At 42.6% G+C, this 13,331-nt stretch carries 12 protein-coding genes; 5 read left to right on the top strand and 7 right to left on the bottom strand.

Annotated features, from left to right (window positions below; all coding sequences use genetic code 11):
* Positions 1 to 440 precede the first annotated feature (440 nt).
* Positions 441 to 3,809, top strand: a complete 3,369-nt coding sequence (locus tag RXV91_RS06335) for a MucBP domain-containing protein (RefSeq protein ID WP_316439171.1) — start codon at positions 441 to 443, stop codon at positions 3,807 to 3,809.
* Positions 3,810 to 4,016: 207 nt separating this feature from the next.
* Positions 4,017 to 4,484 (top strand): DNA starvation/stationary phase protection protein, encoded by a 468-nt coding sequence (locus RXV91_RS06340; protein ID WP_316439172.1) that lies wholly within the window; start codon positions 4,017 to 4,019, stop codon positions 4,482 to 4,484.
* A 120-nt stretch (positions 4,485 to 4,604) separates the two neighbouring features.
* Here the strand turns inward: RXV91_RS06340 and RXV91_RS06345 are convergent, their stop codons facing one another.
* The 6 genes from RXV91_RS06345 to RXV91_RS06370 all read right to left on the bottom strand — a co-directional run bounded on the left by RXV91_RS06345 (position 4,605) and on the right by RXV91_RS06370 (position 10,395).
* The gene (locus tag RXV91_RS06345) at positions 4,605 to 5,330 is read right to left on the bottom strand and encodes a GntR family transcriptional regulator (RefSeq protein WP_316439173.1); all 726 of its coding nucleotides are present in this window, start codon (positions 5,328 to 5,330) and stop codon (positions 4,605 to 4,607) included.
* 81 nt (positions 5,331 to 5,411) lie between these two features.
* A complete protein-coding gene (locus RXV91_RS06350) occupies positions 5,412 to 6,845 on the bottom strand; it encodes a 6-phospho-beta-glucosidase (RefSeq protein ID WP_316439174.1) in 1,434 nt (477 codons plus the stop codon).
* 60 nt (positions 6,846 to 6,905) lie between these two features.
* The gene (gene celB, locus RXV91_RS06355; RefSeq protein WP_316439175.1) at positions 6,906 to 8,264 is read right to left on the bottom strand and encodes a PTS cellobiose transporter subunit IIC; all 1,359 of its coding nucleotides are present in this window, start codon (positions 8,262 to 8,264) and stop codon (positions 6,906 to 6,908) included.
* Between the two features lie 21 nt (positions 8,265 to 8,285).
* Positions 8,286 to 8,780, bottom strand: coding sequence for a hypothetical protein (locus tag RXV91_RS06360; RefSeq protein WP_316439176.1), 495 nt, complete (start codon positions 8,778 to 8,780; stop codon positions 8,286 to 8,288).
* Positions 8,781 to 9,102: 322 nt separating this feature from the next.
* On the bottom strand, positions 9,103 to 9,315 hold the full coding sequence (locus RXV91_RS06365) for a hypothetical protein (RefSeq protein ID WP_316439177.1): 213 nt from the start codon (positions 9,313 to 9,315) through the stop codon (positions 9,103 to 9,105).
* A gap of 276 nt (positions 9,316 to 9,591) precedes the next feature.
* Positions 9,592 to 10,395, bottom strand: a complete 804-nt coding sequence (locus tag RXV91_RS06370) for a MerR family transcriptional regulator (protein ID WP_316439178.1) — start codon at positions 10,393 to 10,395, stop codon at positions 9,592 to 9,594.
* Between the two features lie 92 nt (positions 10,396 to 10,487).
* Here RXV91_RS06370 and RXV91_RS06375 point away from each other — a divergent pair, with 92 nt between their 5' ends.
* Complete coding sequence (locus RXV91_RS06375; RefSeq protein WP_316439179.1) at positions 10,488 to 11,432, top strand: zinc-binding dehydrogenase; 945 nt, start codon at positions 10,488 to 10,490, stop codon at positions 11,430 to 11,432.
* A 136-nt stretch (positions 11,433 to 11,568) separates the two neighbouring features.
* On the opposite strand, the gene RXV91_RS06380 is transcribed toward RXV91_RS06375, so the two are convergent.
* Positions 11,569 to 11,949: a carboxymuconolactone decarboxylase family protein gene (locus RXV91_RS06380; protein WP_316439312.1), complete on the bottom strand. Its 381-nt coding sequence runs from the start codon at positions 11,947 to 11,949 to the stop codon at positions 11,569 to 11,571.
* A gap of 88 nt (positions 11,950 to 12,037) precedes the next feature.
* Here RXV91_RS06380 and RXV91_RS06385 point away from each other — a divergent pair, with 88 nt between their 5' ends.
* Complete coding sequence (locus RXV91_RS06385; protein WP_396426750.1) at positions 12,038 to 12,400, top strand: MerR family transcriptional regulator; 363 nt, start codon at positions 12,038 to 12,040, stop codon at positions 12,398 to 12,400.
* Positions 12,401 to 12,539: 139 nt separating this feature from the next.
* Positions 12,540 to 12,908 carry a YxeA family protein gene (locus RXV91_RS06390; protein ID WP_316439181.1) on the top strand — a complete coding sequence of 123 codons (369 nt, stop codon included), beginning with the start codon at positions 12,540 to 12,542 and terminating at the stop codon, positions 12,906 to 12,908.
* Positions 12,909 to 13,331 lie beyond the last annotated feature (423 nt).

Here is a 13,331-nt window from a genome sequence, read left to right on the forward strand (position 1 = left end):
GTTATCCGGAAAGGTCGTTTTACGCTGCCGTCACGTTGGTACAACAACTAAGCAATTTAGTGACTACCAATAAATGCGATATTCATCGCAACCTCGCAAGTTGATCAGTAGCTCTAGCTTGAGGGGCATTCTTAGGCAAGTTTACCAACTTGTCGCCGCGAACCACCACCAAGCTTTAAAAAAACAAATATTTTAGCGCTACCAGCGTGCATTTCTTAATGTCCATCCGTTCTAACTCAGCTCCATATCAGCGTTAAGTACCATCAAACAACAGTTTGTCCTATAATTTTGGAAAGCACCGTCAGTCGGCCATTCACAACTCACAACTAGGTGCTAAGACGCTCATCAAACTAGCTAGACCCGCCAAAATAATGGTGCTACACTTTAACTAATTTAGCGTGCTTATGTCTAAATCAATCATCAAAAGGAGTATGATTATTTTGAACAAGCAAAAAATTATCACTAATAACCCACCGAAGTGGCACTTAATTACTGGAATTGCGGCCACAATTTTGGCTAGCGTTATTTTGACCAATCAGGATGCCTTTGCGGCCACTGATTCGCCAACAATACCCACTACCGCTGCGACGACTGTCCATCAAACAGTGCCAACTACCTCACTATCCGGCAGTCAAGTTGCCTTAACATCAACAACTGGTAGTAGCGCAGCTGGCAGTACTACAACCAGTAACGCAGCAATGCCCGCGAAATCAACGGCTACTAGTGGCTCATTGATGCCGGCAATGGCTAGCACTCCAGCGGCAAGTGGTCACGCTACTGACCCTAGTTCAAGTGTGGTCGAGGTAGCAAGCACCAATAACACGGCACTAACTTCGGCAGCCAGCATGACGGCTAGTGCCGCTGAGCCAGGCGTCACTAATAATACGGCAGTTAACAGCACGGCCCCAACTAGTGTGACGACAACTGATAGTGCTGCCGAGTCAGTGCCGCTTTCGACTTCCAGTGAGACTAGCTCAGAAAAATCAGCTACAGCAAGCACTACAAGTACAAGTCAGGCATCTGACGGTTCAGAGATTATTCATCCAATGACGAGTGCCATTTCAAGCAGTTCGTCTGCGCCCACTAGTGGTGCTAAGATGGCAGCTAGTGAGGCAAGCGCCGCCTCGGCTAGCGTGATAACCAGCGCCGTCAATAGTATCGCTGCCAGCACATATTCCGCCGACGCTAGTGCTGCTAGTGCCGAAAGCGCCGCGACACCTGACACTTCGCATGCGACCGTGTCCGCTAGCAATGCGACTTCAGCAGCGACTACTTTTCAAATTACCAGTGCTATCAATAGCTTAGCTTTCAGTGCCTATTCCGAATATGCCGAGCAAGCTAGCGCAGAAGCTGCTTCAGCGGCAACGACAGCTGAAAAGCCCGCGACTAGTGTTGGTACCATCGTGCCGACCACAGCGACCACAGCGACGACACCGACTGAACCTATTGATACTTGGATGCCGAACAAGCACCTTCAAGAAGCCATTTTGCGCGAGTTACAAGCTTTGAAACTCCCCGATCATCAGTTTAAATCTGTTAACGATATTACTAAAGATGATATGCAATTATTAACCCAATTCTATGGAGAAAACACTTATATTGATGGTCACACACCATACTCCTTGGAAGGGCTGCAATATGCGACGAACCTGAAAACCATTTGGCTCAATAACGGTCTCAACGCACTTGGCGGTTATTATAACGGCGACGTGACTGATATTTCACCATTGGCCGGTCTGACCAAATTAACTGTGCTGAATATTCAGCATAACCGTGTCAGTGATTTATCGCCGATTGCGCATTTGACAAACCTACAAGAATTGGACGTCGCTTATAACAATATTGCTGATTTGTCAGTCTTTAAAGACTTACCAAACCTTAAGACAACTACTTATGTTGGGCAGACAATTCTAGAACCGCTCGTTTATGTCGATCAAGACACGACCAGTGCAACCTTAAAGAACCGCTTCTATTTACCAAACGGGCAGCAAGCTGTCCTTAAATCGCAAGCCGCCCTTCTAAAGCCAGTTCAACTAACTCCTAACGGCCAATTCTACTACCGGTTCTACTTCAACGGCGCGGGAAAAGCCGTAAATGGAGACCTGAGTAACGTGGTACCTGATGGTCAAGGTGGGTTGACATTCAATCAGCTAGTACCACAGATTCCAGGCTTCACTGGTGATGCCAATGGTCAGTTCGTCACTAACGGGGTCAGTATCAACGTTGTCCCAAACGATAAAAACTTTTATTTGGTTGCTCAAGGCTCAGATGGCAGTTCACCGGTGTTCCATGTCTTTCAGCCTTATGTATTAGCAGCCAAAGCGGCCCCAGTAACCATTCACCATGTCGATCGTAACGGTGCCGCTCTGCGCGACTCGGAAGAATTGACCGGCCTCGTTGGTGAAGATTATCAAAGCACCCCGGCTGATATTACGAACTATACCCACGTCGAGACCCAAGGCGCCCCACAAGGTACTTTCAGTGCGGAACCGCAAGCGGTCACTTACGTTTATGATAAAACAGCTGGGGCCCCTGTGACAGTCAGCTATCAGGATGAGCAGGGTAAGCCTTTGCAGCCGGACACGACTTGCAACGGTTTGGCAGGTGATCCATACACGACTAAGCCACTCGAAATCGCAGGCTATGATCTCACAAAAACACCTGACAACGCGGCCGGCACGTTCACGGCTGAACCGCAGCACGTCATCTACATTTATACAAAACAAGTCCCACAGCCGGTGACTGCCAGCTATCAAGACGAAGATGGGCAAACCTTACAGCCTGACATCACCCACACTGGTGAAATCGGCGCAGCGTATGAGACTAAAGCGCTAGAGATTCCAGACTACGACTTAGTTAAGACTATCGGCAATGCTACTGGTACCTTCACCAAGGAGCCGCAACAAGTCACCTACATCTATACCAAGCAGATTCCACAGCCGGTGACTGCCAGTTATCGAGACGAAGATGGGCAAACCTTACAACCTGACATCACCCACACTGGTGAAATCGGCGCAGCGTATGAGACTAAAGCGCTAGAGATTCCAGGCTATCAACTCATCAAGACACCAACTAACGCGACCGGCAGCTTTACCAAGGAACCGCAGCATGTCCTTTACGTCTATGAAAAACAAGCAGTGCTGCCCGTCATCGTTAGTTATCAAGATGCGGATGGAAAGCCACTTCGCGCGGATATTGTTTTAAGCGGCGACTTTGGTCAAAACTATCAAACTGAACAGTTGTCAATCCCAGGCTACGTCTTCAACAAAGTTGTCGGCCCAACCATCGGAACCTTTGGCACTACCGCTCAGCACGTCGTTTACACTTACACACCGGAGCCGAGTGGGCCTGAGAAACCGACGCCGGGTCCAGAACCAGAACCTGTGCCCGAACCAACGCCGACACCAGCACCTCAGCCTGAACCAACACCGCAACCGAGTCCGACACCTCAGCCGAGTCCGGCGCCGCAGCCAAACCCGGCACCACAACCAAACCCAGCGCCGCAGCCAAATCCGGCACCACAACTAGGTAGTTCGTCACTGGCAAAGGCGCCCGTGTCACAAGGCACTACGACTTCACAATCGTCGCCAACGACTAGTCCACAGCCAACACCGATTGCACCAGTCAGTGCCCTGGCTCAACCAGGAAAACAGCAAGCACCAGCAATGGCTACTACGCACAATTCAGGTCAATTACCGCAAACCAGTGAGCAATCTGAACACGCCGCAACACTGGGTGGTATCCTGGCCACGTTGTTTACTGGATTGGGTTGGTTAGGACTGGCAGACAAGTTTAAGAAACGGGAATAAATTTAATTCAGCACTGATTAAGATACCAAAACGGCTACCCCATACGGTAGCCGTTTTTATTAGCACTAACTACCACCATATAGCGTACCCATTTTTTCAAACCAGCTTAATTCTACTGGCCCTATATAACTTATTTCACCAATGTATAACGTTTTAGATTAAGTCACTACTAAGCTATAATAAGCATATCGAAAGGAGATCAATCTAATGAAATATACGAAAACCAAAGAAGTATTGAATCAACTTGTTGCTGATTTGAGTCAAATGTCAATGATCATCCACCAAACGCATTGGTACATGCGTGGACCTAACTTTTTGAAGTTGCACCCCTTGATGGATGAGTTCATGGAAGAAATCGACAGCCAACTCGACGTCATTTCCGAACGGTTGATTGCGCTTGATGGCAGTCCTTACTCGACCTTAAAAGAAATGGCCGAAAACACTAAGATTCAAGACTGGCCTGGTGAATGGGACAAAACAACCCCAGAACGCCTCGCACACTTAGTTGATGGCTATCGTTACTTGGAAGACCTTTACCAACACGGCATTGAAGTATCCGATGTTGAAAAAGACTTCAGTACCCAAGATATTTTCATTGGTCTCAAAACCGCAATTGAAAAGAAAATCTGGATGATTCAGGCAGAGCTTGGATCGGCACCGGAGATTGACGCGTAAGCAACTGTTTATTAAAAATGACAAAAAATCGACAAGTTATCATGCTTGCCGATTTTTTCATTGTATTGAATAACCATATAATGCTGGTCAATTTCACTATTAGTCCATATCTTCAAAATATTATCGAATCTTTTTAACCATAAACAATCGGGCTCGTCGATAATCATAATACTGTTTCGAAAAAGCCAACATCTTTCCAGTTGTTAAATAAGTTTCATCCTTAACAACTAGGCTAGGGGCCCCCGCTAACAGATTCATAAAATCACCCGCAACTTTAGGTAATGGTTCACTCATTAATAACTGGTCAATAAAGCCAATATTAATATCACGTTGTTGCTCAAAATAGTTAAATAACGAACCATATAAAGCTTCTTCCGGAATCGCTCCGACCATTGCCCTGAGATAATATGAGTGTTCCATTAAATACGGCTGACCATCTAATTCCCGAAAACGTTGAATATCAATCAGTTCTTCATTGTCATCAAAATGACCCGTTTCCGGCAAGAAGTCAGCATTAGCCACCATGGTTATTGTCATAGTCGCCTTACGTGTTGCCAGTTTCAATCCTGCACGAGCAGCCGCTTCTGATAAGCCACCATCATGCTGCAAAGCAATTGAATTACTGGTCTGCTGTTGCCGAACAAAGGTACCAATACCGTGCATCTGATAAGTATACCCCATGTTACTCAACTGTTTTAACGCTTGCCGTAATGTATAGCGGGTTACTTGATACTGTGCCATTAGTACTGGTTCAGGCGGTAGTTTGCGCTGCTTATCAGCTAATTTACCAGCCTGAATGTCAGCTAGAATTATTTGCACTAATTGATTCGTGTCCAGATGTGTCATCAGTAGTCCTCTCCTCCATGAATCGAAAAACGCACCCCCATATTTCAGAGTACGTTCAACATACATGTTTATTATAGCGTATTAAGAGAGGTCAGCACCGTTTGTGGCAATTACCTTCTTGAACCAGTCAAACGATAACTTCTTTTCACGTTTTAAAGTCCCGTTACCATCATCATTTTTATCTACATAAATCAAACCATACCGCTTATCCATTTGCCCAGTTCCCGCAGAAACCAAATCAATAAAGCCCCACGGTGTATAGCCCATCAGTTGCACACCATCGACATCTACTGCCAGTTCCATTTGTTCAATATGTTTTCTCAGATAATCAATGCGATAATCATCACGAATCTTGCCATCAGCATCCATTTTATCAAAAGCACCCAGTCCATTTTCCACAATGAACAATGGTAAATCATAGCGATCACTAAACCAATTAAGCGCATATCGTAGTCCAACTGGATCAATTTCCCAGCCCCAATCCGAACGCTCCAACGCTGGATTCTTTACCTCAAGATTTTGACCAGGCGTCATATAATCATCTGGTTCATTAGCCGTTGTTTTAGTGACATGAGATGCATAGTAGGAAAAGCCAATATAATCGACCGTTCCAGCTGCTAAAATATTCAAGTCGGCCTCAGTCATGTCTAAAGCAAAATGATGACGTTCAAAATACCGTTTTAACCAATTCGGATACTTTCCTTTGCATTGAACATCCGCTAACCAGTAGCCAGCTTGCATCGCACGTTCTACTTTCATCACATCTTGTGGTGCCGGTGTTGCAGGATAGGTTGGCCCCATCGCCATCATACAACCGATTTGAAATTCCGGATTAATTTCATGCCCCATCTTAACAACTAATGCACTGGCAACTGTTTCATAATGTGCAGCCTGATACATTAATGTTTCGGCATCTTCATCAGCCGTGACCTTAATTCCAGAATTCGTAAATAATCCCCATTCGTTTAGGCCCGTTTGATTATTAATTTCATTAAATGTCATCCAGTACTTAACTTTATCTCGGTAACGTTCAAGCACGACCCGTGAAAATTTAACGAAAAACCGAATCATTTCACGATTACGCCAACCACCATACGCTTCAACTAAGTGGTAAGGCATTTCAAAATGCGATAATGTAATCACAGGCTCAATCCCATGTGCAAGCAGATCATCAAATAAATCATCGTAAAACTTCAAACCCGCTTCATTTGGCTCATTCTCATCACCGTTTGGGAAAATTCGGGTCCAAGCAATACTCGTCCGAAAACACTTCAATCCTAAATCCGCAAACAATTCTACGTCATCATGATAATGATCATAAAAATCAATTGCTTCATGATTTGGATAATTTTTGCCAGGAATTAGGCCATCCGTAATCTCTCTCGCTTGCGTATTGCTGCCTGCAGTCATGACATCAGCAATGCTTAACCCTTTACCATCTTTGTTCCAGCCGCCTTCGAATTGGTGGGCAGCGACCGCGCCACCCCACAGAAATCCATTTGGTAATTTGCTCATATTAAACTTCCTCTCTTTGAAAAATCAGCCACGAAATGACTTCGTGACTGACAATAATAATTAATCAGCTTGCACCGTGCCATTTTGTTCTTGCACAAACAGCTTATTGTCGTAGAACTTGATAAATGGGAACCAAATCACAAATGCAATTAACGCACAAACAATTGCTAACACTGCAGCGCGCCAGTCACCACCAGAACCTAAGAAACCAGACAAACCAACTGGTGTTGGCCAAGCCACTTGGGCAATTGGTGGGTTAACCAAGTGAAATTTAATCGCAAAGTACGCAACTGACATTGATGACATAGGAGCTAAGAAAAACGGAATTGCTGTATAAGGATTATAAACAACCGGCATCCCGAACAAAATTGGTTCGTTAATATTGAAAAATGCGGGCACAATACTGGCCTTACCAAGTGCACCTAATTGAGCCGATTTAGCAAAGAATGCAATGAAGACTACCATCCCTAATGTGGCACCGGAACCACCGATCGTCACAAAACAGTTATTAAATTCACCAGCAAACGGAATATTGGCACCTTTAGCATTGCTAACCATGTTAGATAATACAATCGGCGTTAGGAATGAGGTCACGATAGTCGCACCGTGAATCCCTACTAGCCAAAGTGCATGCATAATGAAGTAAACAACTAGTAATCCAATCCAAGTATTAGTTAAATTCGTTACGAATCCGAATGGAATTGCGACAATTTTGTAAATGTCAGTTCCCATTAAAATTAGTAACCCATTGATCACAATAACTGTTAATGCAATCAAAGCTGTTGGAATCAAAGCGGTAAATGAACGCGCTACACCAGCAGGTACCGTTTCGGGCATCTTGATTGTCCAGTTACGTTTAACACAGGTGGCATAAATTTTAACGGCAATAATTGACATAATAATCGCCGTAAAAATACCAGTGGTTCCTAGTCGAGTGACCCCACCACCCATTTCCCAGCCATCAATGATTTTAGAATTCTTATTAAAAACATTGATGAGCGTCATAGCGCCGCCTTTGAAAACAAGTTCTGGTAAACACATGAAGAAGGCCATCATGGAAATCAAAGCCCCGTTTAACGGATTGACCTCAATTTTTTCTTCTTGTGCTTGAATCTTCGTATATTCATAACCGAATACTAAACAGAAATAAAGTGACAAGATTCCCATCGTAGCAGTATTCGCTAGCATGTATAACGGTGTAATCTTATCAAACGAAACGGCAAAGAATCCGGCTAACGCTGGGAAACTTTGTGGTAACACACTGACAATCAAGAACATTGATCCAACAATTGTAAAGGGAATAGTTGCCATCCCCGCGGCCATAACAGCCCGCACAATTCTGAATTGTGCCAACTTCCCCATCGGACCCATCAAATGATTATTCAAAAATTGAAACATTTTGTTATTTGTATCATCCATCAGATTTCACATCCTAATCCTTTATATGTTTGCAGCAAATTGCTGAATATGTTTAACATAGCGATCCTTATCATGCTCAATTAAGAACGCCCGGTACTCTAGAAATCCACTAATTAATGCCCCTAGACCTAACATACTAAGTACCCAAGGTAGACTCGTTCCGTTTAAAAACGGATAGAACACTCGTAACTGTCCTAACGCCACCCCTAACCCAACGATTAGATTTGCAATGAGCTGTGCCCAGTAAAACCAACGTGTAAAAGTCAATCGATTCGTTTGTTTCCAAAACTTATTAACTTGTTCTACCATGACACCGCCCGTCCCGAGCAATAATATACTTGGTAATAGACCAACTAGTGAACCGGAACCGAACAAAACAATCGCCCAATAGAGATTTACAAAGAAAAAGATAGCGGTTACATATCGAAATAATAAAAATCGATTGAAGTACATGCTTGTTAGGCTCAAGGCACGCCGATTAGCCGTTGCCTCATTACTACTATTTTTAGGTAACATCCTGTCATCACACCCTTCCTCATTTAGTCATTCGAATGAATGTCATTCGAATGACTAAATGATATCAAAAAAATAAAGCTTTGTAAACGCTTAATTAAGTTTTTGATTGTATAAGACTTTTGATTGACTTGTCTCAGTTTAGTCAGTTCATATGGTATGTTGCACTATTCGTACAAATTGACTTTCATTTCACACGGGATCCACCCATTCCCTCCTTTTCAGCATGATGCGAAAAAAAATTCGATTATTTCTAACATGAAATAACCGAACCTGCTAATTTATTATGCTAAACAACTAAACCAATCACTCATCATTATAAAAATTAATGATATAGTCCCAATGCCAGTGAAATCCCACCTAAGATTAAGAATACCCCAAATACAAGTGCACTCCACCAAGCTAAAGGCGAAAAAACCGATGTTTCGGCATTGCCATGCAATTTCAACTGTTTCAGGTAGCGACGCGATGCTACAACTTGAAACCCTCCTAGCGCAACTAGTAATAAGCCAAAAATAGTTTGAATAACAACTCCCATACTCATAACACTCCTTTCATTTACACAATCAAATGTCACAATAGTGCCCACTACCTATCGGTTAACTTTTTAAGCGGTGAGGCTTCTGATTGAAGGTACTGAGTTTTACAATCAATCTTTCTGCATACTATTAGTATACGCAATAATTGATCGATATGTTAGCGCTTTCTGTTTGTAAGCAAAATTTATAACCACCATGTGTCTTGAAGCAAAGAAGCACCGACATTACTAGTTAATCTAGCGTTATACTAGCCTCTTCGCTATCATTCAACTGTGCTATATCACCTGATACTCAATCGAAATATATTTCGACCCCGCCTTACTAGTAAACTGTTCATTCAAATTAAGCTGCCACATCTCCGTATCAATCGTTAACTGCTGTTGTGTCACATATTGGCGAATATTCTCTAAAGCATGTAAAATACTCGCCATATCATTCAACGCAGTTGCGACAACATAGCGTCCCGCCGGCCGTTGCAAGGTCGGGACATCTGGCGCATCAATTAAACTGACTGCTTTGATAATTCGAAAATTAGCCGTTGGATAACCAGTAGGATCGCTTTCAGCTAACGAGGTTAAGAAGCCGGATTCATGTTTATTCAGTAATTTTAAGGAACCAATCATTGTATAAAAAGTCGCATATAGCGCGCTGATTTCTTCATCGGTACACCCAACTGATTGCGGTGAGCACCAGAAAGACAACGCTGGGCGTTCAATAATTGCTGGTGTATGTAGTCGTCCGCCCATCTCTAAATCGGGTTGTTGATACCGCTCTACTAATGTCTTTTTTAGCAACGTCAAATTATCAATCTCAGTCTGGATATGTTCTGTTAGGTTCGCTAATTGTGCATTTAATTGAACTGCATCATTAGTCTTCAGTAAAGATCTAATGGCTGCTACCGATAAACCTAAATGACGCAATTGCAAAATAAATTTTAACTGATATAACTGATCATAACTATAATATCGATAACCATTGGCAGCAACTTGTGCTGGTCTAAAAACATCTTCTTGATCATAAAAAAGTAAAGTCCGGCGCGTTGTTCCTGCTAATTCAGCAAATTTACGAATTGTTAACATTCTTGTCAATTCCTCCTTGAGGTGTCCCTTACGTCACAGTTTACACTCTATATGTGAAGAAGTCATAACTATGGACACGGAGGAATTAACTTATGAAAGCAGTTGTTATTGATCATCCCGGTAAATCCGATGTTTTGCAAATTGTCGAACGACCCATTCCCAATGCCGATGCCACCCATTCGGTAATGAAAATCCACGCATTTGGCGTACACCGTTACGAAGTGTTGACCCGCGAAGGCGGTTCACCATCCGTGTCCTTTCCACGCGTCATTGGGGTTGAAGCTGTTGGCGAAATTTATGAAACAACTCCTGAATCTGGATTCAAAAAGGGACAACGCGTCATTACACTCAATGGGGGTCTTGGCCGCGAATTCGATGGTAGTGAACAAGAATATGCATTAGTTCCAAATCAAACCCTTTACACTGTTGACTTTGATGGTGATTGGGTCACACTAGCCCAGTACCCCGAAACATTCATCACGGCTTGGGGATCAGTCAAGAGCTTGCGCTTACAGCCCGGTCAAACAATGTTAGTTCGGGGTGGGACTAGTGCCGTGGGACTAGCGATGATCAAACTAGCTAAAGCAAGTGGATTAAACATTGTTGCTACCACCAGAAAAGCTGACCGGGCCACCATTTTAACGGCTAATGGCGCTGATGACGTTGTGATTGATAAGGACGGCAAACTACAAAATGATATAATATACGACGGTATTGTCGACCTAGTCGGAACAGCCACTATTCATGATTCATTGGCCCACGTTAAAGTTGGTGGCACGGCCTGTGTCGTTGGCTTATTAGCTGGTGACTGGATTATGAAGGACTTTTCACCTTTCGAATTACAAAATCGTTACATCACTGATTACGATTCTGGTTTTGTTGATCAAGCCATGGTTGACGAACTGTTCGCTTTAATTAATCAGTACCACCTTGAAATTCCCATTTCAAAAGTTTTCCCATTAACAGAAATTGCTGCTGCGCATGATTACGTGATGGCTAACCCTAAGATTGGGGAAGTTATTGTGACAAATGATTAAGGAACATTAAAAGTACTACCAATATCTCATGTGCCTTTATCGACACATAAGATACTGGTAGTGCTTTTTCTGTATATTTCATAAGTAAAACACGCTTATTGTATCCAACATATGCTTACTAACAGAAACAACCCTTTTACAATTCGCGTTTTATGACAACTTCTTTAACCACCGTTAACGTGTTCAGCACCTTCGGAAAACCCACGTATGGAATACAATGAATACAAGCTTCCACAATTTCCTTTTGACTAAGTCCAACATTGAGACAACCATTGAGATGCACCCGTAATTGGTCAGCTGTATCGCCCTGCGTTAGTAAGCTAGTGATGGTAATTAACTCCCTTTGTTGCAACGATAGTCCGGGACGCGTATAAATATCATTAAACGCAAATTCCAGAATCATCTTGGCCACATCTGGTGCAATTGTATGCAGACTCGCCATTACACTGTCAGCCGCTTCAGCATCCACTCGTTGTAACATCGCTTTACCATCAATTAATCGTTGATTATGTTCCATCATGATCAGCTCCTTCATTTGATTAATCTTAGGTTACAACCTCGGGTGCACCCGACATCAAGCTTTATTTTAGGAGGCTTTTACAATGATGCAAATTGGTGAATTTTCACGAAAAACTGACTTAACAATCGACACGCTACGCTACTACGAAGAAGTCGGCCTGCTACGCCCAACGCGAACTACTGGTAATCGTCGGCAATATTGTGCTGCCGATATAGACTGGGTTAATTTCTTAAAACGTCTAAAAAAGACTGGAATGTCAATTCTGCACATGCAACGATATGCACAATTACGCTATGCCGGTAATCAAACGATTCCCGAACGTTTAACTTTACTGCAAGAACAAGAAACACAATTAAATGCAGTAATGGCGGCAACACAAGCTAATCTAGACTTTCTACATCAGAAAATGACCATTTACCACAAAATACAAAAATCGAGTCGACCGTAAATCTCGCTTTACATTAAATTATTAATATTATATTTAATTGCTTGTTTTTCGTTTAGCATCGTATAAACTGCTGGTCACCGTTTTCCCATACCGTTATGATTAGCATCAGATTTCAACTAATCACTTGGAGGGATTATTAATGAAAAAAGCGGGTATCTGGGGACTGATCATCACAATTATTGTGTTGATTCCAGTTGGCCTTGGTTTTAACTGGTACCACTCAAACTATGGAACCACAGCTTACTACACTCAAATCACAACTAAAGGTGAGCGTAAAACCGGAAAAGATGATTCCGGCAAGGCTTATGTCTACTACCACTACTCACAGCCTGGATACAGTGATAATGGTGCTAAGAAAGCTCTTTCCTTTGATAGCGTTCTGCCACGCTCACTAAAGATGGGGGCCTATCTCAAAGTCGGCTATAATGACAAACGTCAACAAGTGATCAACTGGGAAAAAGTTAATCACAAAGACGTCCCGAAAGCGGCCCTCAATAAAATCGATTAATTGTTAAGCCCCAGCAAACTTTAATTTGCTGGGGTTTTATCGTGTTCCGATTATAGTCCAATCACAGATTGCAACGCTAACGGGTCACTTTAATACAGTCAATTTGTATAATACTAATTATCTAGAAATAAGCTATTGATGTCTTAAAATGACATCTGCCGCCTCATCATTTAGCTACATCGAAGTTGAAAAATAGCTTATAAAGTCTTAATTCAGTTTAAATTTTTCAATAAGCCAAGACAATAATTATCTATGTACATTAATGAACAAAATGTGAATTTAATATTAATATTTTGTTAATATTTTTAACTAGTTATGTTATGCTTATTTTCGGCTGTCATAACTACTTTCCCGGCCATATAATAAAATTCTACTTATATTCATAATATTTCGCCTAGTATAAGTACTCCAGGAGGAACACCG

The sequence above is a fragment of the Lactiplantibacillus sp. DA1 genome, from assembly GCF_032681335.1.
Lineage (GTDB): Bacteria > Bacillota > Bacilli > Lactobacillales > Lactobacillaceae > Lactiplantibacillus.

Bases quoted from the DNA above. Each gene is read 5' to 3' on its own strand.
- RXV91_RS06360 (WP_316439176.1), bottom strand. From the start codon at position 8,780: ATGTTACCTAAAAATAGTAGTAATGAGGCAACGGCTAATCGGCGTGCC.
- RXV91_RS06350 (WP_316439174.1), bottom strand. From the start codon at position 6,845: ATGAGCAAATTACCAAATGGATTTCTGTGGGGTGGCGCGGTCGCTGCC.
- RXV91_RS06380 (WP_316439312.1), bottom strand. From the start codon at position 11,949: ATGGAACATAATCAACGATTAATTGATGGTAAAGCGATGTTACAACGA.
- RXV91_RS06375 (WP_316439179.1), top strand. From the start codon at position 10,488: ATGAAAGCAGTTGTTATTGATCATCCCGGTAAATCCGATGTTTTGCAA.
- celB (WP_316439175.1), bottom strand. From the start codon at position 8,264: ATGGATGATACAAATAACAAAATGTTTCAATTTTTGAATAATCATTTG.
- RXV91_RS06385 (WP_396426750.1), top strand. From the start codon at position 12,038: ATGCAAATTGGTGAATTTTCACGAAAAACTGACTTAACAATCGACACG.
- RXV91_RS06345 (WP_316439173.1), bottom strand. From the start codon at position 5,330: ATGACACATCTGGACACGAATCAATTAGTGCAAATAATTCTAGCTGAC.
- RXV91_RS06390 (WP_316439181.1), top strand. From the start codon at position 12,540: ATGAAAAAAGCGGGTATCTGGGGACTGATCATCACAATTATTGTGTTG.
- RXV91_RS06365 (WP_316439177.1), bottom strand. From the start codon at position 9,315: ATGGGAGTTGTTATTCAAACTATTTTTGGCTTATTACTAGTTGCGCTA.
- RXV91_RS06370 (WP_316439178.1), bottom strand. From the start codon at position 10,395: ATGTTAACAATTCGTAAATTTGCTGAATTAGCAGGAACAACGCGCCGG.
- RXV91_RS06340 (WP_316439172.1), top strand. From the start codon at position 4,017: ATGAAATATACGAAAACCAAAGAAGTATTGAATCAACTTGTTGCTGAT.